At 68.0% G+C, this 24,126-nt stretch carries 15 protein-coding genes and 1 pseudogene; 7 read left to right on the forward strand and 9 right to left on the reverse strand.

Annotated elements, in window-relative coordinates; translation table 11 throughout:
* Window positions 1–17: 17 nt before the first annotated feature.
* From JN22_RS02610 to JN22_RS02640, 7 genes are all read left to right on the forward strand, one after another.
* Complete coding sequence (locus tag JN22_RS02610; protein ID WP_085552401.1) at window positions 18–1,397, forward strand: caspase family protein; 1,380 nt, start codon at window positions 18–20, stop codon at window positions 1,395–1,397.
* A gap of 62 nt (window positions 1,398–1,459) precedes the next feature.
* A complete protein-coding gene (locus JN22_RS02615) occupies window positions 1,460–2,707 on the forward strand; it encodes a DUF4384 domain-containing protein (protein ID WP_179166018.1) in 1,248 nt (415 codons plus the stop codon).
* Between the two features lie 97 nt (window positions 2,708–2,804).
* Window positions 2,805–5,723, forward strand: coding sequence for a caspase family protein (locus JN22_RS02620; protein ID WP_143268113.1), 2,919 nt, complete (start codon window positions 2,805–2,807; stop codon window positions 5,721–5,723).
* A gap of 68 nt (window positions 5,724–5,791) precedes the next feature.
* Window positions 5,792–6,718: an OmpA family protein gene (locus tag JN22_RS02625; RefSeq protein ID WP_085552404.1), complete on the forward strand. Its 927-nt coding sequence runs from the start codon at window positions 5,792–5,794 to the stop codon at window positions 6,716–6,718.
* Entirely contained in the window at window positions 6,699–8,261 is a 1,563-nt protein-coding gene (locus JN22_RS02630; protein ID WP_179166019.1) for a caspase family protein, read from the forward strand. Before JN22_RS02625 ends, JN22_RS02630 begins: the two co-directional genes overlap by 20 nt.
* Window positions 8,262–8,275: 14 nt before the next feature.
* Window positions 8,276–9,760, forward strand: coding sequence for a caspase family protein (locus JN22_RS02635; protein ID WP_179166020.1), 1,485 nt, complete (start codon window positions 8,276–8,278; stop codon window positions 9,758–9,760).
* 81 nt (window positions 9,761–9,841) lie between these two features.
* Window positions 9,842–11,161, forward strand: coding sequence for a serpin family protein (locus tag JN22_RS02640; RefSeq protein ID WP_085552407.1), 1,320 nt, complete (start codon window positions 9,842–9,844; stop codon window positions 11,159–11,161).
* Between the two features lie 78 nt (window positions 11,162–11,239).
* Here the strand turns inward: JN22_RS02640 and JN22_RS02645 are convergent, their stop codons facing one another.
* The 9 genes and pseudogenes from JN22_RS02645 to JN22_RS02685 all read right to left on the reverse strand — a co-directional run bounded on the left by JN22_RS02645 (window position 11,240) and on the right by JN22_RS02685 (window position 24,123).
* The gene (locus JN22_RS02645; RefSeq protein WP_179166021.1) at window positions 11,240–12,676 is read right to left on the reverse strand and encodes a caspase family protein; all 1,437 of its coding nucleotides are present in this window, start codon (window positions 12,674–12,676) and stop codon (window positions 11,240–11,242) included.
* Between the two features lie 37 nt (window positions 12,677–12,713).
* The gene (locus JN22_RS02650) at window positions 12,714–14,762 is read right to left on the reverse strand and encodes an ABC transporter substrate-binding protein (protein WP_223677529.1); all 2,049 of its coding nucleotides are present in this window, start codon (window positions 14,760–14,762) and stop codon (window positions 12,714–12,716) included.
* A gap of 342 nt (window positions 14,763–15,104) precedes the next feature.
* Entirely contained in the window at window positions 15,105–16,250 is a 1,146-nt protein-coding gene (locus tag JN22_RS02655; RefSeq protein ID WP_085552408.1) for a caspase family protein, read from the reverse strand.
* A 16-nt stretch (window positions 16,251–16,266) separates the two neighbouring features.
* Window positions 16,267–17,484 carry a serpin family protein gene (locus tag JN22_RS02660; RefSeq protein ID WP_085552409.1) on the reverse strand — a complete coding sequence of 406 codons (1,218 nt, stop codon included), beginning with the start codon at window positions 17,482–17,484 and terminating at the stop codon, window positions 16,267–16,269.
* A gap of 43 nt (window positions 17,485–17,527) precedes the next feature.
* Complete coding sequence (locus JN22_RS02665; RefSeq protein ID WP_223677537.1) at window positions 17,528–18,340, reverse strand: caspase family protein; 813 nt, start codon at window positions 18,338–18,340, stop codon at window positions 17,528–17,530.
* A gap of 354 nt (window positions 18,341–18,694) precedes the next feature.
* A pseudogene (locus JN22_RS35315) lies at window positions 18,695–19,243 on the reverse strand (caspase family protein); the annotation flags it as partial.
* A 143-nt stretch (window positions 19,244–19,386) separates the two neighbouring features.
* Entirely contained in the window at window positions 19,387–19,914 is a 528-nt protein-coding gene (locus JN22_RS02675) for an OmpA family protein (RefSeq protein WP_179166022.1), read from the reverse strand.
* Window positions 19,915–19,985: 71 nt separating this feature from the next.
* Window positions 19,986–22,850 carry a caspase family protein gene (locus tag JN22_RS02680; RefSeq protein WP_085552412.1) on the reverse strand — a complete coding sequence of 955 codons (2,865 nt, stop codon included), beginning with the start codon at window positions 22,848–22,850 and terminating at the stop codon, window positions 19,986–19,988.
* Between the two features lie 94 nt (window positions 22,851–22,944).
* Window positions 22,945–24,123, reverse strand: a complete 1,179-nt coding sequence (locus tag JN22_RS02685; RefSeq protein ID WP_085552413.1) for a DUF4384 domain-containing protein — start codon at window positions 24,121–24,123, stop codon at window positions 22,945–22,947.
* Between the last annotated feature and the right edge of the window lie 3 nt (window positions 24,124–24,126).

The following is a 24,126-nucleotide window of genomic DNA, read 5'->3' on the forward strand; positions in this document are numbered from 1 at the left end:
ATGAGCGGAAGACCACCATGACCAGACTGCGACTCCCTCTCTCCGCCCTGCTGCTGGCCGGTACCGCCATCATGGGCGCGCTTCCCGCCGCGGCGCAGGCGCCGATTCACAAGGACCTGCTGCCGGTTCCCAGCAACCAGAACGCCGACGTGCGCCTGGAACTCCAGGTTCCCAGCCCGACCCTGCGCGAGGGATCGACCATCGAGCTGTGCTTCTCCACCGACACCGACGGCTATGTGAGCATGTGGAACATCGGCACATCGGGGCGTGTGTCGCGCATCTATCCGTACAATCAGGGCGACCGTCCGGCACAGGTGAAGGCGGGATCCCGCGCCTGCGCCGGCGACGGGAACGCCAGCCACCAGATCAAGGTGTCCGGCCCCTACGGCATGGAGGACACCTACCTCGTGTGGACGCGCACCGCCGAGGCGCAGCCCCGGAAATTCAGCTTTTCCGACGCGGGAGAGCTGTCGCGGGACCTGGACGCCGTGCAGCGCCTGCCCAGCCGCGACTGGGCGACCGTCAAGGCCACCTACCAGATCGTTCCGGCGACCGGACCGGCCAACCCCGGCCTCACGCCGGCCAGCCCTGCCCCGGCCCAGGGGCGCACCTGGGTGCTGGCCATGGGCGCGAACGTCGGCAGCCTGACCAAGACCAACCTCGACGCCCAGCGCTTCGCCACCCAGGCGCAAAGCCTGTTCCGCGTCCCCGCCGCGCAGATCCGCCTGATCGAGAACGCGACGCGCCGCGATTTCGAGGGCGGCATGGCGTGGCTGAGGGACAACGCCGCTCCCGGCGATCTGGTGATGGTCCATTTCTCGGGCCACGGCACCACGATCGCCGACGACGACGGCGACGAGGCCGACGGTCTCGACGAGGCGTTCGTGACCTACGATGCCGAGGGGGTCGCCTCTCCCGACGCGCGGCATGTCGTGCGCGACGACGATTACGCGCGCATGGTGAACGCGCTGCGCACGGATCGCGTCATCACCGTGATCGATGCCTGCCACAGCGGTGGCATGCAGAAATCCTACAGCATGACCGGGGCGCGCGAGAAGTTCTTTGTCAAGGGCGCGCTCGGCACCACCCCGGCGACGCGGACGACCTCGGTCATGACGCAGCGGGATCTGCCGGGCGGCATCGACGGCGGCACGCTCGGCCTCAAGAGCGAGGTCAAGGGGGTGGTCCTCGCGGCCTCCCGTGAAGACCAGTTCTCCTTCGAGGGCGCCGACGGCGGCATCTTCACGACGGCCCTGCTGGAGGCGGTGACCCGCGCCGGCACCCTCCAGGCCGCCTTCGACGCCGCCAATTCCGAAACCATGCGCGTGACCGGCAGCCGGCAGACGCCGACCGTGGTGGGCAACGCGTCCCTGCTGGCCGGCGTGGCGCTGCGCTAGGCCGCGCCCGTCATCCCGATAGGCCGGATATGGGCAACTCCGAACACAAGGCAGACCACAGCATGCACCCGATCAACCATGCCTCCTCCGCCCGGACCCGCCGTCGCCTGGCCGCCGGCATCCTCTCCCTGGCGCTCGCCGGAACCGCCATCCCGGCGCTGGCCGACCTGGGCGGCACGAATCTGGGCGGCGCGAACGCCCAGCCGCCCGCCGCCGCCGCCGACAGCCTCCCCCGCGACCTGTCGGCCGAGCAGCGGCCGATCGCCGACCTGAAGCCCGAAAGGACCGATCTCGCCATCACGGCCTCGGTCGACCGCAAGGACGGCGTTTACCGTCCCGGCGACAAGGTGGAGCTGACGGTGCAGACCAGCAAGGAGGCCTACGTCACGGTGGTCGATGTCGGAACCTCCGGGAAGGTCCATGTGGTCTTTCCGAACCAGTACCAGACCGACAACCGCGTGCGCGGCGGTCAGGCGGTGAAGATTCCCGGCGGATCGGACTCGTTCGACCTCAAGGTCGGCGGTCCGGCCGGCACCGAGGTGCTGAAGGTCATCGCCACCACCGGCCCGCAGCCGCTGTTCAAGCCGGAGCAGCTCTCCAAGGCCGGCGCCTTCATGGCCTACAAGGGGGACGCCGCCGCCGCTGTCAAGGATCTGACCGCCACCCTGCGGGAGAACGGCGCCGGGACCTGGGCCGAGTTCACCAAGGTGATCCGCATCGCCGACGGGGCGGCTCCCGCCGCCGCCGCTCCGGCCACCGCTCCCGCCCCGGCAACCCCATCGACGGCGGCCGTGTCGACGGCGGTTCCGTCGGTCGCGGTCCAGGGCACCTTCGCGCCGTCGTCGGTGGCGGTCGTGCCGGCCGACGCGGCGCCGCCGGCCGGGTTCCGGCTGACGGTCGGCACCGACCGGGCGGTCTACCGCGTCGGCGAGGCCGCCGTCGTGACGGTGACGGCCGAGAAGGATTGCCGGCTCACGCTGCTCGACATCGGCACGTCCGGGAAGGTCCACATCCTGTTCCCGAACCGTTTCCAGCCCGACAACCAGTTGAAGGCTGGCCAGACCGTGCGGGTGTCGGGCGAGGGCACGCCGGTGGACTTCCGCGTCGGCGGTCCCGAGGGCGCCGAGGCGCTGATCGGCGTCTGCCGCGCCGACGGGCAGCCGGTGGTCGGCACCCCGATGAACTACGAGCAGCACGCCTTCGTGCCCTACGGTGACGCCAAGGCGCTGGCCAAGGACCTGTCGGCGTCGCTGCGCCAGCCCTCGGCCCTGCTGGGGCATGCGGCCACCAGCTTCCTGATCGCTCCGTAACCCGCAACGCTCGCTCCGTAACCCGCAATCATGTGTCGAAGCGTGGGGTGCCGGCAACGCCGGCGCCCTTTGCGGTTTGTCCAGCTCGGAGTTTCCAATGCCCGTTTTGCCCGCCACCCTGTCGCGTCTGCTCACCGTATCGACGGTGCTTTTCCTGTCCGGTCAGTCGTTTGCTGGCAGCCCGTCAACAACACCGATTCTGCGCATAGAAACCGGCATGCACACCGCGCCTATTTGGAGGATCGATGTTGATCGGGCGCAAAGAACGGTACTGACCGTCTCCAGTGATAAGACGGCGCGTCTTTGGTCGCTGCCTGATGGAAAACTGCTGCGGACGCTAAGGCTGCCCATCGGCAGTGAAGATGAAGGCATGCTTTATGCGGGAGCTTTATCTCCCGACGGAAAACTGGCCGCAGTGGCGGGACGGACAGGAGACGAATGGGACGGGGACGTGATCAGTATCTATCTCTTTGATACTGTCACAGGATCAATGGTGCGACGCCTCACGGGTATAGAGGACATTGTTCGTGACCTGGAGTTCTCACCGGATGGGCAACGCTTGGCCGCCGGCACGGATCATGGAATTCAAGTATGGCAAACGGATGGATGGTTATCAGCACTCAATGACAAAGATTACAAAGAAGGAGTTCATGGATTAAGTTTTTTCAATAATGGAAAATTGGCCGCCGCTTCCCAAGACGGTTCTGTTCGTATTTACAGCAAAGATTTAAAATTTGAGAAAAAATTTCATGGAATGTGCGGGCTAAAGCCATTTGGCTTGTCCATTAGTTCGAAAAAATCCGATGTTGCAGTGGCTTGCCGTGATGGGAAGTATGTATCAGTTTTCGGAGAAAAATCTCTCAAATTTATTTCTGGGGAAAATGTTGGAGAAGGATCTGTTATTACGACATCATGGTCAAATAATGGAGGTTATTTGTTTTTTTCCGGAGAATCTCAATTCGGTATTTTTGGAACCATATACAAAAAGAAAGTTCAGGGGAGTGAGGAAAGATGGCTCTTGGCATCGGACCAAACCGTGCTTGATCTAAAACCTTTTAAAAATGAAGGCGTCATTTTTTCCTCCGGGCTGCCCAATTGGGGAGTCTTCAATGACTCCGGGAAAAATATCATTGATCATGTTTCTGCCTCCCCTGACTTTCGTGGGTCGACGGATGACGCCCTGACGATTTCAGAAGACGCCAAGCGCGTTCGTTTCGGGCTCGCGTTGCGGGGAAAAAATCCGCAAGTTTTCGATCTGGATGCACAGACGCTGAAAACAGCATTCGCCCCTTTTGCGGATATGAAACCCCCACGAATTGAAGGTTTAAAAATCTCTCAAGAAGACAAAAACTACTCCATTGATGTAAACGGTGTTAAATTTCTCCTTGAAAAATACGAGCGTCCCAATGCGCAAGCTATAGCGCCTCAAAACGATCGTTTCTTACTTGGGACTTCTTGGTACCTTCGATTGCTGGATCGCGCCGGAAAACTCATTTGGAAGAAATCTACGCCCGGCGAGACCTGGGGCGTCAACATTTCGGGCAATGGAAAATTGATAACAGCGGCTTACGGAGATGGCACCATCCGCTGGCATCGGATTTCTGATGGAAAAGAGCTTTTGGCGCTGTTTGTTCACGCCCACGATAAACGTTGGGTGGCGTGGACGCCGTCCGGCTACTACATGGCGTCGGCTGGCGGCGAGGACCTCATCGGCTGGCACGTCAACAACGGCGCCGACACCGCCGCCGACTTCTTCGGCGCCGGGCGCTTCCGCGACCGCTTCAACCGTCCCGACGTCGTCCAGCGGGTGCTGACCACGCTCGACGAGGCCTCCGCCCTGCGCGAGGCCGACGCCGAAGCCGGACGCCGCACCCAGACCGAACCCGACCTCCGCCGCGCCCTGCCGCCGGTCACCGCGATCCTCTCGCCGGCCGACGGCGCCGAGGTGACGGGAGCGACGGTGACGGTGCGCTACACGGTGCGCTCGCCCTCGGGGGCGCCGGTCACCGCCGTGCGTGCGCGGGTGGACAACCGGCCGGCGGAAGTCCCACGCGGGCAGGCGCGCATCGATCCGGCCGCCGGCGAAGGGACGCTGGAGGTCGTTCTCCCCGCCGCCTGCCCCGATTCCGGCGGAACGCCGCGAGCGGACCGGGCGGGCTGCACGCACGCCATCTCGGTCAGCGCCGAGACGCGCGACGGCGTCGGGGAGGCCGCGACCGTGCTGGTCCGCCGCCGCAACGCGGCGCCGCCGGCCGGGGCCGACCTGCTGAAACCCAAGCTCTACGTCCTCGCGGTCGGGGTCGGGCAGTACGCGGATCCGGCGCTCAAGCTTGAGTTCGCCGGGAAGGACGCCCGCGACTTCGCCGCCGCGCTGAAAACGCAGTCCGGGCGGCTCTATGGCGAGGTGATCGTCAAGCCGCTGATCGACCGCGACGCCACGCGGGACGCGGTGATCGACGGCCTCGACTGGCTGCAAAGGCAGACCACCGCCCGCGACATGGCCGTGCTGTTCCTGTCGGGGCACGGGATGGACGACAACAACGGCGACTATTATTTCCTGCCGAGCGACGCCGACGCCGCCAACCCGCGCCGCCGCGGCGTGCCCAACAGCGAGATCCAGAAGACGCTGCGCGACATCGGCGGCAAGGCGCTGGCCTTCCTCGACACCTGCCATTCCGGCAACGCCTTGGGCGGCCGCAAGGGCGCCCCGGTGGACGTCGACCGGCTCGCCAACGAACTGGCCTCCCACGAGAACGGCAGCGTCGTCTTCATGTCGTCGCTCGGCCGCCAGTATTCGCTGGAGGACCCGCGCTGGAACAACGGCGCCTTCACCAAGGCCCTGGTCGAGGGGCTGTCGGGCAAGGCGAGCCTGGTGCGCCGCGACGGCACCGTGTCGGTGGACGAGCTGTCGGCCTACGTCGCCGATCGGGTCAAGGAGCTGACCGGCGGCCGGCAGACTCCCAACACCCTGAAATCCCCCAACACCCCCAACTACACCATCGCCGTGACTCCCTGAACCGGGAGGCGATCATCCCGACAACGATCATGCCCGCCCAAACCCGGAACGACAGGAGCAGCCCCCCGATGCGACCAGTTTCCCTCCTCAAGGCGCTGCCGCTGGTGGCGATGCTGGCCGGCACCGCCCATGCCGACTGCGCGTCCGCCACGGCGTCGCTTGACGCGGCCATCCAGGCCCGCGACGCCGCAGGAATCGTCAAGACGGCGAGCGCGCTGCTGAACGAAGCGGCCTGCCCGGGCGCCGAGCGGTTGGAGCAGGGGCGGCGCAGCGCCATCGCCCTCGCCAGGATCGCCGAGCCGCTTCCGGTGCCCGAGCGCCGGCGCCTGCTCAATTCGGCCCTGCAATTGTCGCCCACGCTGTGGCTGGCGCATGCCCGTCTCGGCCAGCTCGATTACGAGGCGCGCGAGTACGCGGAGGCGCAGGGACGCTTCGAACGGGCGCTGGCCTATCTCAACGACCCGCAGATCTCCCCCGAGAAACCGCCTCCCGGCACGCTGGAGAATCTGCGCGGCTACGCCCAGCAGGCCCGGCTTCTGGCCGTCAAGAACAGCCGCGGGGATTCGGGCATCCTCGACGTGAAGGAACTGCGCGGCGGCATCAAGGTGAGGCGCGCGCCGGTGCCGGTGCGTTTCGACTACGAGAAGGCCGAGTTCACCGACGTCGGGCGGCGCGACGCCGCCTTTCTGCGCGACATCCTGCGCGACAAGCAGGACCCCGCCATCCTTCTCGTCGGGCACACCGATCCGAAGGGAGCGGATGACTACAATTGCGATCTTTCCTGGCGCCGGATGCAGGCCCTGGCGGATTTCCTCAGGAGGCAGGGCTACAGGGGGCCGATCGAAATGATCGCCATGGGAAAGCGGCAGCCCCTTCCGATCATCGGGAGGGAAAACCACAGCGAGGATGAAATCCACCAGATGCTGCGCCGCGTCGAATTCTACCTTCCTGGGGACGAAAAGCCGGAGACCGCCAATGCCTGCCGCCGTTCGTAAACTGACCGCCGCCATTCTGGCCGGTTCCTGCCTCGTCGGTTCCTGTCTGGTTGCCAGCCATGCCCTGGCCGCCCCGGCGACGCGGGCCCTGGTGGTCGGAATCAACGCCTACACCGAGTTGAAGCCTCTGAAGGGCGCGGTGGCCGACGCCAACGACATCGCCGACGCCCTGGGCAAGCTGGATGTGCCGACCACTAGGCTCCTCGACGGCCAAGCCACGCGCAAGGCCATTCTCGGCACGCTCGACCGCATGGTGGCGGAGGCGAAGTCCGGCGACACGATCGTCTTCACCTACGCCGGCCATGGCGGGGTGGAGAAAGGGCGGGACCCGTCCATCGAGGCGCTCGACCAGACCATCCTCCTCGGCGGCTTCACCGCGCGCAAGCCAGGGAACGGGGAGCGGATCATCGACGACGAGATTTACGAACGCGAACTGGTGGCGAGCAAAAAGGGGGTCCGCCTGGTGTTCGTCTTCGATTCCTGCCACTCGGGCACGATGTACCGGTCGATCGACCCCCGTGCCGGAGAGGAGAGCCTGCGCTCGCAGATCTTCGACATCGTGGGCGGCGACGCGCTCGGACCGATCCGCACCCATGCGCCCGGACCGCCGCCGGACGGGGTGTTCCATTACGCCGCCGGGCAGGACAGCGAGCGGGTGCCGGAAATCGTGACGCCTGCCCTGGGCTATCGGGGCGCGTTCAGCATCGCCTTCGCCGAGGCGTTGCGGGGAGGCGCCGACCGCGACCGCGACGGCTGGATCACCCACGGCGAGTTGCAGGAGTATCTGCTGCCGCGAACCCGGGCGCTGGCGGACGGCCGCCAGAATCCGAACTTCGCGCCCGACGGGTTTCGCGGGACGCGTCTGTTCCAGACGAGCCGGGGGGCCGAACAGCCGGACCAGCCCGCCACGGTCCGGCTGCGCGTCATCGGCATGGCGGCCGACGCGGCGGCCGAACTGGCCGGGCGGCTGCGGGGCGTGACGCTGGTCGGGCAGCCGGACCAGCCGGCCGATCTGGTCTGGGACGCCGGCAAGCGCGAGGCGGTGAGCGCGGGCGGCGACGTGGTGGCGACCGGGATCGGGCCGGACCGTCTCGACGGGCTGGCCGAGAAATGGCAAGCGCTCGTCCGCCTGAAGGCGCACAAGACCTCCCTGGTCATGCGGGCGCTGCCGGACGACCGTGCCCGCAAGGCCGGCGAGACCGTCGGTCTGGCGGTGGAGGGCGTGAACGGAGGCTCCCTCACGATTCTGAACCTTGCGGGCGACGGCACCGTGAACTTCCTCTACCCGCGCTATCCCGGCGAGGAGAAGGCGGTGGCCGGCGAGTACCGCAACCTGGATTTCTCCAAGGCGATCCCGCCGTTCGGCGCCGACCACATCATCGCCCTGTCCTCGACCGCCCTCCCCAAGGCCCTGCACGAGCGGCTGAAGTCCCTCGACGACCGGCGGCTCGCGGGCGCCGCGGTCGACGCGGTGCTCGGCGTTCTCGCCAGCGATCCGAAAGCGCGGATCGGCGTCCAGATCGTCGTGGCGAAGCCCCAGTGAAAGGAAAACCGGCTATGCGCTTTCTTCCGTCCACCGCGCTGGCCGCGGGCATCGCCTGCCTGCTGGCGGCGGCGCCCGCGCAGTCCCGCGAGGGCAAGGCCCTGGTCATCGGCATCGACCGCTACCCGCATGTCAGCCGTCTCGACGGTTCCGCCAACGACGCCCGCTCCATGCGCGACTTCGCCATCGAGCGCTGGGGGTTCAAGCCGAACGACGTCAAGCTTCTGATCGACGGCGAGGCCACCCGGTCGGCGATCCTGAGCGCGCTCGACGCCTGGCTGGTCAGCGGTACCAAGCCGGGCGACACCGTCCTGTTCTTCTTCAGCGGTCACGGCTACCGGGTGCCGGATCTGAACGGCGACGAGGCGCTGCGCAATCCGGCCGACAACCAGGACGAGGTGATCGTCGCCTTCGACGGCCGGCTCCGCCAGGGTGGCGGGTACGAGGGCTTCGTGCTGGACGACGAGATCGACGAGCGCCTGAAGCGCCTGAAGGATCGTCAGGTCGTGATGCTCTTCGATTCCTGCTTCTCGGGAACGATGACGCGGGGCGGGGGCGGATTGGACGACGGGCAGGCGAAGGTTCCGATCTTCGAGATCGACGACGCCGTGAAGTCCGTCTCCCTTTCGGACGACCGTGGCCAGCAGCGCATCGTGCCCGACCTGACCGAAAGCCAAGGCAACGTCATCGCCTTCTATGCCGCCGGTCCGGATCAGGTGGCCCAGGTCAACACGCGCCTGGCCCCGCGGCGCGGCGTCTTCACCGAGGCCTTCCTGCGCGGCGCGGCCGGCGCGGCCGACGCCAATGGCAACGGCATCGTCAGCGTCGCCGAGATCGAGGATTTCGTCCGCCGGGAAGCCGAGACCTACTGCAAGGAGAACGCGTGCAAGACCGGCATGACCCCGTTCGTCGAGGCGCCGCCGGACGCGCTGTCCAAGGATCTGATCACCCTGGCCCAGGCGCCGACGCTGGCGCAGGCCGCCGCCGACGCGATCGGGCCGGGGCCGGAGAAGGCGGTGGAGGTGACGGTCTCGCCGGGCCGCATCCCGGTCGGCCGCGATGTCTCCGTGACCGTCAAGGCGCCGATCGACGGCACGCTGGTCGTGCTCGACATCGCTCCGGACGAGGAGGTCAATCTTCTGTTTCCCAACGCCCACAGCGAGGCACGCGGCGTCAAGGCCCGGGTCCGCGCCGGCCAGACCATCCGGATTCCCGACCCGTATGACGGGTTCTCCCTGCCCGCCGACGAGCCGCCGGGCAAGGGAACCGTCCTGGCTCTGGTGATCCAGGACGACATCCGTTTCGAACAGCTCAACCAACTGCTCCGGGCCGCGGCGGCGGGCGCCCGGAACGACGGCGGTTTCGCGTCCGTGGCCGACCCGCTCCGCTTCCTCAACGCGCTCGGCCAGCGGCTGGTCCGGCCCTGGACCGCGGATTTGACCACCCGCGGGGTCCGCTGGGCCATGGGGCGTTACGAGTACGAGATCCTGCGGAAATAGCCGGGACAGGTTCCCGCCCTCTTCCGACCCGCATGGCTGCGGCATTTCCCCGGACAGCTCCCATCAAGGAGACAGCATTCCATGACCCGCCTCTCCAACCGTCTGTTGTCGATCCTCACCGCCGCCGGACTGGCCGCGGCGATCGTCCCCGTCGCGGCCTGCGCGGAAGGACCGCGGCACGAGCATCCGCCGGGCGGCACCGACAAGCAGGCCCCGGCAAAGACCGAGGCAAAGACCGAGGCGAAGGCCGCGGCCAAGGCCGTGGCGAAGCCGGCGCCGAAGTCCGTCGCGCTGACGGACGCCATCAGGAATCTGGGCGTTGCCATGCTGGCGCAGCAGGTGGCCGCCGATCCGAGGAGGACCCACATCGTGTCGCCGCTCAGCCTCGGCGGAGCGTTGGGGCTTCTGGCACAGGGGGCTTCCGGCAAGACGGCGCAGACCATTCTCCCGGCGCTGGGCAACCCGCCGGACGGCGCCGCGGGAGTCGCGAAATCCTGGAAGGAGATGGCGGACGTGCTGAGGAAGCCGGCCTCCGACACGGTGACTCTGCAACTCGCCAACGGCCTGTGGCACGCGGCCGCGCTGACGGTGGACGAGGCCGTTGCCGGGCGGATTCGCGACGCGCTGTCCGGCGAGATCGCGGCGATCGATCCGGCCAAGGGGGATCCCGCCGCCGCCGTCAACGCCTGGGTGGCTGACAAGACCGCCGGGGCGATACCGTCGGTGGTCGAGCGCCTGGGCCCCGACACCGAACTGGTGCTGGCGAGCGCGCTGGCGTTCAAGGGGCGCTGGGAGACGTCCTTCGACCCGTCGGCGACCATGCCGCGGCCGTTCAAGGCGGCCGACGGCACCAAGCCCGAGGTCCCGATGATGGCCAGGGTCGATGACGCGTTCCGCTACGCCGAGACCAAGGACAGCCGAGGGGTGCTGCTGCCCTACGCCGATCCGGCCTACGCGATGATCGCGGTGCTCCCGAAGACGCCGGAGAAGCTGCCCGGCCTGCTGAAGAACGGCGACTGGCTGAAGCCCGAGCGCTACGCCCGGCGCAAGGGCCGCGTCCTGCTGCCACGGCTCGATCTGGCGGCCGGCAGCGACCTGCGCGACACCAAGGCGAACCCCTCCGTGGCCAAGCTGCTGTCCGGCGGGCTCGACCTAGGCGCGCTCGGCGCCGCGTGGGCCAAGCCGCACAAGGTCGGGCAGGCTCTTCAGCGCGTGGTGCTGAAGGTCGACGAGAGCGGCACGACCGCCGCCGCCGCCACCGTCATCGGCATCGAGAAGAGCATGAGCGTGGCCCCTCAGGAGACGCCCTTCGAGCTGATCTTCGACCGACCCTTCGCCCTGGCGCTGATCCACAGGGAAACCGGCGCGCTTCTGCTGGCCGGGGTGGTGGCCAAGCCGTAGCCCGTGCATCGGGACGGGAGACGAACCGACCGCCGACGTCGCGCAGTCCCGGATCGGCGCGACGCCGGCCGGAGGCGTTCAGTCGACCACCGTGATGGCCCGGCGGTTCTGCGACCAAGCGATCTCGTTGCTGCCGGTCACCGCAGGCCGTTCCTTACCATAACCGACGACGCTGATGCGGTCGGGAGCAATGCCTTGAGACACCAGATACTGCTTCACGGCGTTTGCCCGCTGTTTGGACAACGTCATGCTGTGTGATCGGGAGCCGCGTTCGTCGTCGTGCCCCTCGACCGTAACCCTGGTGGTCGGGTTCTGGACCAGCCACGCCACCTGGCGGTTCAACGTCATTTTGGCCTCGGGCGCGAGATCGGATCGGTTAAAGCCGAAAAAGACCCGATCGCCAATCTTGACGGCCAAATCCTCCTGGCTTCCTGGCGGAATGGATGATGCGTATGCGGGCTGCGGCTGCGCGAACGACAGCGTCACGCGGGCGCGGGCCTCCCCGCCACCGTCCTCGCGGACGCGGTAAGAGAAAACGACATCGCCACCCGCATTGGCCGGCGCCGTGAACAGAATCTGCCGGCCATCGTCGGAAATGACGGCTTGGCCCGATGCGGGCGGATCCACGGATGCGAGGCGCAATGGTCCCCCTGTCGTGGCCGAATCGTTCTCCAGCACGGGCAGGAGATAGGCCTTCCCCGATTCCAGACCGCTCCATCGGTCGTCGCGGGCCTGCGGCGGGACGGATGCGCGCGGGGATGGCCGGTGGACCAGATAGATTTCGTCGCCGCCCAGATTGACGACGATCTCCGGCTTCTGCCGGCCATCGGTCCTGCTGCTGACCCGGTCGCGCACCCGGCGCATCAGGAGGCCGACCTCCACCCCCGGCGTGGCCAGAAGCTCGACGAGCCCCTGGGCGAAGGGGCTGTTCGTTCCGTCGCCGTCCGCCGCCACGGCGCCGGCCTGGGTGGCGAAGACCACCATCGACTGCGGCGGCGTCCGTTCCAGCCGGGCCAGACCGCGGACCGCCGTCCGGTCGCCGTTGCGCGCCGGAAGCGCCACGTTGCGGCAGGTGTCGAACAGCAGAAGCGCCGTCGCCGCGCCGTCCAGACGGTCCAGGACGCCATCCACCGACACCGCCCAGTCGGGCAGATCCTCGCGGTAGCGGATGCGCCCGTCGTCGCGGGGCAGGACATAGCTGCGTCCCTGGTGCTGCGCCCCGTGCCCGGCGATGTAGACGAGGGCCAGCGCGCCGCGTGCCCGGTCGCCGACGGTGCGCAGCAGGTCGAGCAGCCGCGCCCGGTCGGGGTCGATCTGCGGCCCGCCGCCGATCAGCTCGAACCCCAGCCCGGCCAGCGTGCGGGCCATCGCGGCGGCGTCGTTCGGCGGGTTGCGCAGGCTGTCCTGCTGTTCATAACGGCCGATCCCCACCACCAGCGCGACGCGCGGCTCGGCCCGCGCCGGAAGGCAGACCAGCAGCAGCGCCGCCACCAGCCACGCTCCGAAAATTCGCATGCTCAAACTCCCCCGGATCGGAGACGCGTCGCGGATCTCAGAACGTGCAGGTCGTGCAGACCGAGTATGCCCCGCCGGACCATTTGTAGAAGACATAGTCGAGCTCGCTGCGGTCGCCCTTGGCGTCGAAGCCGAGATCGCCGAGCACGGTGGAGAAGCGCTGGCGCCGGAGCGTTTCGCCGAGGCGCGGCGCGTCGGTCGTGCCGGCGGCGGTCGCCGCCGCCGCGAAGACCTGGACGGCGGCGTAGGTGTAGAGCGCGTACCCTTCGGGCTCGTAGCCCTGGGCGCGGAAACGCTTCACGACCGCTTGCGCCGCCGGCTTCTCGCGGGGATCCGGCCCGAAGGTCATCAGCGTGCCCTCGCCGCTCGTGCCGGTGATCGCCCAATAGTCGTTGGTGACCAGGGCGTCGGCGCCGACCAGGACCACGCGCAGGCCGGCGGCGCGCATCTCGCGGGCGATCAGCCCGGCCTCGGTGTGGTAGCCGCCGAAATAGACCACGCCCGCCCCGGACCGGCGGATTTGCTCGACGGTGGCGGCATAGCTGCGCTCGCCGGCCGTGATGGAGTCGTACAGCGCGATGGAGACGCCGCGGCTGGTCAGCGTCGCGCGCGCCGTGTCCGCCAGGTTCTTCCCATAGGCGGACCGGTCGTGCAGAACGGCGACGGAGCGGTTCCGGTAGGCCGCGGCGATGTAGCGTCCGGCGACGATCCCCTGCTGGTCGTCGCGGCCACACACCCGGAAGACGTTCGACAGGCCCTGTTCCGTCAGCTTCGGGTTGGTGGAGGCGGGGGTGATCTGGAGGATCCCTTCCTCCGCGTAGACCTGCGAGGCCGGGATGGACGAACCCGAACAGAAATGGCCGGCCACGAATTTCACGCCAACCCTGGCGAACTGGTTGGCGACGGCCACGGCCTGCTTCGGGTCGCAGGCGTCGTCGCCGACCTCCAGCTTCAGGCTGCGCCCGCCGATGCCACCACGGGCGTTGATGTCGGCGACGGCCAACTCGGCCCCCTTCCTCATCTGCTCCCCGAAGATCGCGTACTGTCCGGTCATGGGACCGGCCACCGCGACCGTGACGGGGCTGCGCGGCTGGGGTGGCGGCGCGACGATTTGGGGCGGCACCGCGGCGGCAACGGCCGCCGGCTTCTCGGCGGCCCGCGCCAGCGCCTCCCTGCGGCTGCGGGCGAGGGACGCGAAGGTTCCGTTGGGAAACTGGCTCAGGTAGGCGTCGAAGTCGGCGGGGTTGGTGCTGTCCTTGACCGACGTCCAGAACAGCGCCTCGCGGTCGGCGGCGGGTGCCGACGCCGGCGGCGGGGCGCCCGGTTTCAGATAATAGGCGTCGCCGCCGAGCGAGTTGTAGACGAAGGGGGTCTGCTCGTTCTTGGTCGCCATCCTCACGCTGTCGCGCACACGGCCGAAGACCAGCCGGATATCCAGGCCGGGCGCTTCGAGATGTTCGAGCAGCGCGCGGGTGAAGGGGCTGTTGGCCTGCCCGATCCCGTCGTCGGCGATGCTGTCGGCGCCGGTGGCGAAGGCCACGAGGGTGTCCGAGTCCACCCGGTCGATCCGCGCAAGGCCGCGCCCGACCATGACGCTGCGCTGTCCCATGCTCCGCGCGAGGCGCTTGGCGAAGGGGTTGTTGCGGCAGGCGTCGAGGATCACCAGCCTCAGCCGGCGGGCGTCGCGCAGTTCGGCCAGCACCTCGTCCAGGGCCACCGCCTGGCGCCGCAACTCCTGCTCACGGTTCAGCCGGGCGTCGACGGGCAAAAGATAGTTCTCGCCCTCCACCTGCAACCCATGCCCGGCGTAGTAGACCAGCGCCACGTCCGCGCCGCCCGCCGTGCGGCTGAAGTCGCGCAAGGTGGCGAGCATGCGGTCGATCGTCAGGTCGTAGCCGTCCGTCACCTCGAAGCCCAGCCTGCGCAGCGCCGCCGACATCGCCCTGGCGTCGTTCACCGGGTTCCCGAGCCGGGCCTCGGCCTCGTAGGCGGCGTTCCCGATGACGAGCGCCACACGCTTTTCGGCGCTCGCCGGCCGGCCGGCCAGCAGGAGGATCGCCATCAGAACAAGGACCGCTGCGCGCATCGCCGTCATCCTCCGTTTGGCCAGCCGCGACCGGAAAGCTCCCTTCTCGCGCTGGCCAGATTCGCGCGGCCAGCGCGCGCCGATGGCCGGAAGGCCGGTCATCGGCGCGATGCGCCCCCGCGTCTCAACCCAATGCCGCCGATCGGAGGGCGGCCGTGGAAAGTCATGATCAAGAGTTCGTATTTTAATGCATCGAACTTCCGTCGCGCGACGAAAAAAACGCGGAAGACATGAAGGGCGTCATCCGGAGGTGGCCGTGTCCGGGTTCAAGACAATGCAAGGGATATGGAGGGGTTCCGCTCCCGTTGCCGGGATTGGGGAAAACCGGGCGTCGTCCCGCCGTCAGCAGCCGGACAGCACCCTGATCCTCTCGATCAGGACGGCACCCGACCGCTCGACCAGATCCACGAGGGATTGACCGTTGCAGGACCGGCCGTTGCGGTGGGTCCAATCATAGCGCACCAGGACCATCCCCGGATCCGCCGCCTCGATGTCCAGCACGCGCAACGGCCGGGACATCTGGCCGTAGAAGGCGGTGATGGTCGCTGAGACATAAGGCCCCGTTTCGCGCTTTTCCGCGATGACGTGGCGAACCGCCGCGGCTCCGTCGGCTGCCGAAAGCGCCGCGTAGAAGGCCCGGACGACGCCCACCGGCGTGGTGGCCGGGGCCGGGGCCGGGGCCGAAGCGGCGGGCGGCGGCGCGCCCCGTCCGTTGAGCACGATGCTTTGCAGGCCCGGCTCGCCTTCGATCCACGGGGATTGCCGGTTTCCGGTCTTGCGCTTGACCTCGGCGGCCGTCTGGGCGAGCACCTGCTGGAAGCTGAGGCCGGGCTGCGCCAGCGTCCGATGGAACACCTGGGTGAAGGGGCTGAGGGTTTCGTCCGGCAGGCCGGCCATCGCCGTGGTGCCCGGCTTGGTGGCGTAGGCGATCAGCATCCCCTCGGGCGCGTCGATGCGGGCGAAGCCGGCGTTGGCGTCGGCCCCTTTGAAGCGGGGGCCGCGCCCCTTGCCGAAAGGGTCGTTGCGGCAGGAATCGAGCACCACGATGGTGGCCGGCACACGCGCTTCTGCAAGGTCGGCCAGCACCTCCTGGAGATCGGTGGCCTCGTCGCGGGCCCGTTCCTTGCGGTCGATGCGGGCGCCCAGCGGAATCAGGTAGTTGCGCCCGCCGATCTCCATGCCGTGTCCACTGTAGTACACGAAGACCATCTCCGGCCGTTCGCCGAGGGTCAGGGCGTCCTTCAACTCCAGCAGGCGGTCGGAGAAGCGGCGCTTGTCGACGTCGGTGTCGGCGATGACCAGGAAGCCCAGATCGCGCAATGTCCGCACCATGGCGGGGACGTCGTTGGCGACGTTGGGCAACGGAGACAGGTCGTCGTTCACCCCGTAGCCGGCGTTGCCAATCACCATCGCCACCCTCTTGCCGGCCAGGGCCGGTGCGGTCCACAGAACCGCCAGAACCAGGAGTGCCGTCGTCCAGCGCATCATCGTCCCCGTTCCCCCGCTATGCCTGCAACCTGTTGACCGCCCCGGCCAGCAGAATGGCGCCGGTGGGGAGGTGCAGCAAGGCGAAGGCGAACGGCCGGTCGAAATGCAGCGTGAAGGGGTTTCCTTCGCCGTCGGACAGGCCGCGGCTGGTGGCGAAAGCGGTGGCCGCCGCCGCCTGGGTGCCGGATTCGTCCCAGCGCAGAGCCACCGCCTGCACCGCCTGTCCCATCGTCTGCGGGTTGTCCTGCCACGCCTTTCCCAGCCCCGACAGATCGACCGGACCGGAGAGCAGGGTCGCCATGGTGGGGCTGGCCTTGGGATCGGTCAGGTCGTAGCGCGGGGACAGTTCGACCCGCGGCAGCAGCAGCTCCCCCGGACGCGGGATGAACAGGTCCGTGTCCAGCCATTCGCCGTCCGCCAGCAGGGCGGCCGGCGCCACCCCCTTCCCCGGAAGCGCCAGAACCAGCGCGAAGGCCGGATCGGCGTAGGGCAGCAGCACCGCTTCGTGGTTCGCCGCCCTGCGGTGGGCGAAGGCGGCGTCGCTCCGCGCCATGGTGGGGATCGCGACGGTGGCGCCGTCCGCTCCGGCGAAGGGCAGCGGCTGTGTCCGGTCGGCGGCGAAGGCGGTCGCCCAGTTCGCCTTGAAGGCGAGCGCCGAGGCCAGCACCAGTTCGGTGTTTCCCTCCAGCCGATCGAGCAGGGCGGGAATCATGCCGTCGCTGTTGTCCCTGGCCCAAGCGTTGACCGTCTCCACCGCCTTGGGGTCGGTGAAATCGAGACCGGCGACGGCGGCGGCCATGGCGTCCTTCAGGCGTTCGGCCGCGCCGCCGCCCACCTTCAGCCCCGGCGCGTGCCACAGCCCGTTGGCGAGCGCGACGGTGAGCGTGTCCGCCGCCCTCGGCTTTGTCAGGCTGCGCAGGTGGCGCCAATCCTCGGCCGCTTCCCTGCCGCTCCGCCCGCCCAGCGCCGCCCTCAGCCGGGCCTCCGTCCCGCCCGCCGCTCCCTGCGCCAGCAAGGTCAGGGCTCCGCCCAGGCTGAGCGGCGAGACGGCGTGGTTGGCCTTGGGGGCGGCGGTCAACTGTTCGGCCAGGGCCTTCAGGCCCAGGGCGTTGACGGCCTTGAGGAAGGCCGGGGACGGAACCGTCGCGGAAACGGCCGGACGGGCGCGGGCGGCGGCCAGCGCCAGGCCGGCGGTGGACGCGGCCAGCAGGGCGCGGCGGGTGAGGACGGGCATCGGGCGGTTCCTTGGACGGGTTGCCGGGGGCGGGTTGCCAAATTTAGCGGGGTGGCGGGGCGGCGAGGACGATGTCGTCGTAGATCTGGCTGTGGTGGGCCGGATGCTGGGAGTGATTGGCCTTGCCGCCGGCGTCCTGCACGACCCGCTTGGCGGTTTCCCGGAAGATGCGGTCAAGCGGCCAGTCCCGGTTGTCCATCTGGGTCAGGAAATGGCGCATGAACAGGCCGTTCGGGCTTGGGTCGTTTCCCGGCAGCCGGTCGAGCGCCCTCTCGCCCGCGCCGGCGGTGAACATGACGGCGGTGTTGCTTTCGGCGTCGATGCGCGCCAGCCCGCGGGTTCCGCCGACCGACCGGCTGCCGGCGGCCACCAGAGGGTTGTCGCGGCAGGCGTCGAACAGCGCCACCAGATAGCGCGGCTGCGCCGCCTTGACCTCTGCCAGTAGGCTGTCGAGAGCCAGCGCGTCGGAACGGACCAGCGCCTCCCCCTGGCCCGGCGGAAGGTCGCGGACGTCGGGGAAGTCGATGGGCAACAGGTAGTTGGCGCCCTTGATCTCGACGCCGTGCCCGGCGAACAGGACAAAGGCCAGCGCGCCGGGGCTGCGCCGCAGTTCCTCGGCGAAGGCCGGAGCCGCCAGGGCCAGGGCGCGGCGGTCGGGTTCCTTCACCAGGGTCACGAGGAAGCCGCGCTTCTCCAGCGCGTCGGCCAGTGCCTTGGCATCCTCCAGGGTGCGCTCCAGCGGCTTGATGTTCCGATACGACTTGGCGCCGATCACCAGCGCGTGGCGTGGACCGGGGAAGGAGGCCTCCGCCGTGGCGGGAGGAGGGGGGGCGGCGGTCGTCGGTTGGCTGGACATGGCTTGTGCACGCGCCGCGTGGACGTTGACCGGAGCGGCGATCCCGATCAATGGTTCGTTGGCGACCCCAGGGGCCACGGCGAAGGATGGGGATGACGAAAAGGAAGCGAAGTCTGGTGTCGCAGGCTTTGCAGGTTTCACCGCAAGTTCATGGGAGAGGAAGGCGGTGAGTTCCGCATAGGAAATCCAGCCATTGGCATCGCTGTCGGCCAAACCACGCAGCGCCTTTGAAAAGGAAACGCTCAGAGCGCCGTACGTTTTCCCTTCGATTGTTTTTTCAGGATGGGATTTGTCATCGGATGCGGCGCCGATATAATATAAATTGTCTGGTATTTCGCAGAATCCATGGAAATTACTGGAATGCTTTGTATCAGAAACAATCATAAAATTTACCATTTTCCGTTTTGCTTTTATTATCAATTCAGACATGACTTTGCTTGATATCGTGCCTGATGTATCATTATTTTTTAAAGAATCTGCTGAAGCATCATAGGTTATTATTGATATTGCATTCCCTTGCGGAGTATTTTTGCTCATGCTGTGGCCAGAGAAAGTAAATAAAATAGTATCCCCGGGTTGTGATTTCTCAATAAGACTCTCAATTTGGTCTATAAGATTATTTCTTTTTGCGTTCCCGTCAGTGACAAGCAATGTGTTGATTCCTATGCCAAGAAGCGCCTTTGCAATGAGATTTGCATCATTGACAGATCTGAGCAATTTAGGAATTCCATTTGTATAATCGTTAACGCCAACAACCAAAGCACGAATTTTCCCCGTTGACGGGGCTGGAGTGCGAACCGTTGAATCGAAGCTTGGGCATGCACGGAAGCCAGCCTGTGCTGGTGTTGGCAAGCAAAGGGGCGCGATCAGCATCCCAAGGGAAAGACTGCACGCCATCAGCATAGGTTTCACGGTTTGCACTCCCTTCACGCCCCCACGTTTCCGCAAGCGTATTGTTCCAAGGTCCGGTTGATGCCGCGTAGGGCGGGCTTTTCCGCCCCACGGCGGAACCGGCGCCTTGCCGGTCCCGCCGAAGACGCTCCGCGTCACGGCACCGCCACGATCTCGACGCGGCGGTTGCGCCCGTCGGTCGGCTTGATGCCGGGGATCGGCCGGTCGAAGCCGAAGCCGGTCGCCGACAGCCGGCCGGCCGTGACGCCGCCGCTGTAGAGGATGCGCGAAACCGCCGCCGCGCGCTCCCCCGTCAGCCATCGGTTGTGGTCGGCGGTGCCGGTGCGGTTGGCGTGGCCTTCGATGACGATGCGGGCTCCGGCCAGCCGCGGGCTGGTCAGCGCCGCCGCCAGTTCCGCCAGCGTCTGGCGGGCGCTGCCGGTCAGCTCCGCCGAATTGTTGGCGAAGGGGATGTCGAGCCGGATGCGGCGCTCCTCCACCTGGAGATCCTTGGGGGCACCGATCCCCTTGGCCCGCACCGCCGGTTCGGGCGGGGCCAGGGCGTCGATGATGCGGGCGGCCTTCGGCACGCCGCCGGTGAGGTCGGTCACCTCGGCCAGGGCCGGGACGGCGGTCAGCGCCGCGCCGACGGCCAGGGCGAGCAGGACTGGTTTCGACAGCATGGCGGGACTCCTTCGGTGGTTTTCTGGTTGTTCGGGATGACGGTCCATCGGTTCATTGGCTCATCCCCGGTTCAGCGGCCGGCCGTGCCGATGGGGTAGTCGCGGATGGCGCCGGCCTTCACCATCACCGGGTGCTGGCGGCCGCCGGTCAGATCCTTGACCTTCTCGCTGAGATAGACGTCCAGTTCGGCCAGCGTCACCACGCCATCCCGGTTGCCGTCGGCCTTGCCGTCGCCCAGCGCCTCGACCAGCGCCTTGGTGAAGGCGCCGTTGCGCCACGCCGAATTCTCGATCGACAGCTCGCGTCCGGTCGAGCTGGCGTAGACGACGACGCCGTTCTCCGCCGAGGCCAGCTCGTTGACGAAGCCGGAGACGTCGGTGGTGCCCTTCAGCAGCGATCCCGCCACCGTTCCGGCGTGGCAGGTGTCGAGGAACAGCAGCGTCTTGCCGGCCAGCCGCTTCAGGGCGCCCTTGATCTCGGCCTGGTTGACGGAGGTGCGGCGCAGCCGGTCGCGGTCGCCGTCCTGGGGGATGAACCAGTATTCGCCCTGCTGGTCGTTGAGCCCATGCCCGGACAGGAACAGCAACCCGACGTCGCGGGCCGTCACCTGCCGCTCCAGCCATTCCAGACCGTCCAGCACGTCGTTCTTCACCGCGTCGGGCAGGACCTTCACCACCACCTCGCGGTAGAGGCCGCCCTGCTGCTTCTCCAGCGCCCTGCGCAGATCCTCGGCGTCCTTGGCGGCGTAGTTCAGCCGGTCCTCGGCCCGCGCGTAGTTGGACACGCCGACCAGCAGCGCGTAGAGCTTGGGCTTGGTCGGGTCGACGGTCGCCCGGCCCGTCCATTTGAGGGGCAGCGAGGCCACCTCGCCGGCGCCATGCTCGGTCTCCGCCACCAGCCCGAGGGTGACGTCGCGCGCCGGCAGCGGCGCGCTGAAGCTGTAGACGTTGCCCTCCCCGGGGATGCGGCCCAGAGCGCGGGCGGCCTCGGCCGGCGCCTGCCCGTCGACCAGCACCCGCACCCGCGTCACCGGCAGGCCGGAGGGCGAGCGCACGCGGTAGCGCACCTCGACCGTCTGGCCGGAGAAGCCGCTGCCGGGGGCCGGGGAGAGGATCTCCACCACCGCGGGCAGTTTGCGGCGGATGTCGTCGTCCTGGCGGCGGCGGTTGGCCGCTTGGTCGGCCTGCCGGAGCGCCTCGCCCTCGTCGAGCGTGGCCAGGATGCGCTCGACCACGTCGGGGCGATTGAAGGTGTCGCGGAAGCGCCCGGCCCCGAAGAAGTCGGCGGCGGCGTCCTTGCCGTTGTTGACGTGCCAGCCGATCAGGTCCTCGCCGCCGGCCGACGCCATGTAATAGCCGGACGGCGTCCACGCCACCCAGCGCCGGTCGGTGGCGTGGACGAACAGGGCCAGCAGTTCCTTGCCGTCGGTCATGCGGTGCCAGCGGATCGTGCCGTCGTCGTAGGCCGCCACCGCCAGCCGCCCGTCGCCCGAGACGTTGACGCCCCAAGTGACGCCAGGGGTGGGTTGCCCCCACAATTGGGTTCCGGCTTTGCCGAACAGGTGGAGGAACCACTCGGTGCCGAGCAGGAAGCCGTCGGTGGTGGGGGAGATGGCGAGGCTGCGCGACGTTTCATACGGCTGGAGCGGCAGGGCCGTTTCACCGAGCTTGGGGGCGGTGGTGTCCTCCCAGCCGGCGACGGGCAGGCCGGTGATGCGCGGCGGGACGAGATCGGAGGGCGTGGCGCCCGAGGGTTCCAACGTGCGAGCCGTGAGGTCGAACAGCACCGGGTCCTCGCTGCCGTACTTCAGCCCAAAGCGAACGCGGCGCCCGTCGCGGTCGACCATGAAGCTGGCGAGCTTGTCACGCATATCGGACACGGCGGCAAGGCGTGACAGCGCCGGCTTGCCTCGTACGTCCAAGGTCCCGAAAGCCGGACCGGCCGCTCCGAACAGCACCCCGTCGCGGCCCCAGGGTTTGAGGTCCATGATGGTACGGTCGATGGGAACGGCGAGGTCGGTGGCGGCTCCACGCCCCCCGTCGGTCCAACGGCGGATGAACCACTTGCCATTCTTCGCCCACATTCCGCCGGCGAACAGGAAGCGGCCGTCCGCTGACCACTCGACACAGGCAAGGGAATTCTCGTTCCCGCCTGCTGTGTCGGGGCTATACAGCAGGGAAAGGTCGCTGGCTGACCACACGCTCACCCGCTTGACGTCCACATATCCCACAGCCAAGCGCGTGCCATCGGGAGAAAAGGCGATGCCGAAGGGCCGTTCGCCTCCCAACGCCTTGACCTTGCGCAGCAACGTCCCGTCGCGACTGTAGAGCCGGATGTGACCGTCGAAGGAGGCCGTGGCCAAGCGGCCATCGGCAGCGAAGGTAAGACCGTAAACACCCCCTCCATAATCGCTGTCGGTCAGCACTTCCCGTCCGCTGGCGACATCCCACACCCGAATGCCGTTCGCTCCCCCCACCCCCGCCGCCAGCCGGCGTCCGTCCGGTGAGAAGGCAAGGTGGTTCACCACATTGGGTAGCCCACTCAGCCGTCTCATCACTGTTCCCGTTGCGGCGTCGAGCAGGTAGACGCTGTGGTCGTTCGATAGCCCATGGTTGATCCATCCCCCGACTGCCACCGCGCTTCCGTCTGGTGACAGCGCCCCAGCATAGAGCTTGCCCTCGTCGCTTGGTCCGATGGGCGGGCGGAAGACGCGGATCAACCGTCCGTCCGGCAGTGACCACAGCCTTGCGGTCTTGTCCTCCGAAACGGTCAGCAGCAGCCGCCCCGTCGCATCCATGTCGATGCGTTTGATCGTCGCCGTGTGCATGCCGGTTTCCACCCGCAACTGCGGCTCGGACGGCGGCTCGCCCGCCCGGGCTGGCAGCGGCAGCACCGCCCACGCCAGCGTCAGCACCAAGATCAGCGTCCGCACCATGGCCCCTCTCCCTTTGCCTGTCCGTCCAACGGGTGCAGGGGACCGGCGTCCGTCGCGGACACCGGCCCCCTGTTTGCTGCGATCCGCCGCCGCCTTACGGGGCGCTCACCAGGAAGCTGGTGGTGGCGTGCGCGATGGCGGCGGAGGGCTGGCGCAGCGTCGCCGCCAGATCCTTGGCCAGCGCCTTGGCGTCGCCGTAGGCCGGGAAGACGCTCTGCTGATAGTTGAGCGTGCCCGACAGCACCGGCTGGTCGTCGCTGCGGCAGATGGCGACCAGCGCCTCCAGCCCGTCCGGCCCCTGCACGCGGAAATCCACCGGGGTGGCGGCGCTGGGGATGGTCACCGGCTGGCCGGCCTTCAGCCGATTGTCCGGCTGATGGCGGTTGGGATAGAGCACATGCACCGTGCCGGATGAGCCGACATCGACCAGCGTCAGCCGGCAGTCGCGCTCGCTCGCCACCGAGACCATGGCGGCCTCCCCGACCTTGTAGACCGGCTTGTCGGTGGCCACCGACAGCTTGAAGCCGCTGCCCGGTGCCGGGGCGGCCGGCACCACCGCCACCGCGGCCGGCGGCACCGGTCCGCCGGCCGCCGCTGGCTGGACCGGCGCCGGAGCCGCCGCCGTGGGTGTCCCGTCGGCGATGCGGATGATCTTGGTGTATTCGGCCCAGGCGTTGCCGGCGGCGTTCTGCCGCAGCACCGTCTCCAGATCCTTCGCCGCCGCCGCCCCGCCGCCCTTGTAGGCCTTGAACGGCCCGGCGCTGGCAAGCTGGCCGGCGGGGAACAGCGGCTGGGGCGAGGTGGTGGCGATGATCTTCAGCACCTCGGTGCCGGCGGGACCCCCCACCTTGAGGGCGAAATCGTCGCCGCCCGAGGGGATGCGCACCGGCTTGTTGGGGCGCACCCGGTTGTCGGTCTGGAACTGGTTGGGATAGACGATGTGCACCTTGCCGGAAGTGCCGACGTCGACCACCGTGATGTAGGCCTCCTTGTTGGTCTGCACCGTCAGTTCCAGAAACTCGCCGGGCTTGTAGCTGTTGTCCGCCTGGTTCACCCAGGCGTTGACCGTGAGGTCGGAGGCCGGCACCTGGAACTGCGCGACCGGACGCTGCTCCGCCGTCAGGTCGCGGACCAGCGGGGCGGCGGCCGGGGCGCCGCCGCCCAGGTCGGCGTGGGCCGGCAGGGAGGCCAGCGTGGCGGCGAGGACGATCAGGCTGGCCGGGAGGCGATGGCGGGAATGACGGGGACGGGAGGTGGGGGCGCTGCTGTGCATGGC

It is taken from the genome of Azospirillum agricola (genome assembly GCF_020005195.1).
Lineage (GTDB): Bacteria > Pseudomonadota > Alphaproteobacteria > Azospirillales > Azospirillaceae > Azospirillum > Azospirillum agricola.